Annotated in this window: 1 rRNA gene; it reads right to left on the bottom strand. The window is 56.5% G+C overall.

Going from position 1 to position 930, the window contains the following annotated elements:
• Positions 1-930: ribosomal RNA gene (locus tag IE118_RS33830) — 23S ribosomal RNA — on the bottom strand; the annotation flags it as partial.

The following is a 930-nucleotide window of genomic DNA, read 5'->3' on the forward strand; positions in this document are numbered from 1 at the left end:
ACACGTTACCGTGCTTCCATATCCGGCCTATCAACCCAGTCGTCTACTGGGAGCCTTACCCTCTCTAGGAGGTGGGAGTCCTCATCTCGAAGCAGGCTTCCCGCTTAGATGCTTTCAGCGGTTATCCCTCCCGAACGTAGCCAACCAGCCATGCCCTTGGCAGAACAACTGGCACACCAGAGGTTCGTCCGTCCCGGTCCTCTCGTACTAGGGACAGCCCTTCTCAAGACTCCTACGCGCACAGCGGATAGGGACCGAACTGTCTCACGACGTTCTAAACCCAGCTCGCGTACCGCTTTAATGGGCGAACAGCCCAACCCTTGGGACCGACTCCAGCCCCAGGATGCGACGAGCCGACATCGAGGTGCCAAACCATCCCGTCGATATGGACTCTTGGGGAAGATCAGCCTGTTATCCCCGGGGTACCTTTTATCCGTTGAGCGACGGCGCTTCCACAAGCCACCGCCGGATCACTAGTCCCGACTTTCGTCCCTGCTCGACCCGTCGGTCTCACAGTCAAGCTCCCTTGTGCACTTACACTCAACACCTGATTGCCAACCAGGCTGAGGGAACCTTTGGGCGCCTCCGTTACTCTTTAGGAGGCAACCGCCCCAGTTAAACTACCCATCAGACACTGTCCCTGATCCGGATCACGGACCCAGGTTAGACATCCAGCACGACCAGACTGGTATTTCAACGACGACTCCCCCTGAACTGGCGTCCAGAGTTCACAGTCTCCCAGCTATCCTACACAAGCCGAACCGAACACCAATATCAAACTGTAGTAAAGGTCCCGGGGTCTTTCCGTCCTGCTGCGCGAAACGAGCATCTTTACTCGTAGTGCAATTTCACCGGGCCTATGGTTGAGACAGTCGAGAAGTCGTTACGCCATTCGTGCAGGTCGGAACTTACCCGACAAGGAATTTCGCT

This window comes from Streptomyces pilosus, from assembly GCF_014649835.1.
In the GTDB taxonomy this organism is placed as follows: Bacteria; Actinomycetota; Actinomycetes; order Streptomycetales; family Streptomycetaceae; genus Streptomyces; species Streptomyces pilosus.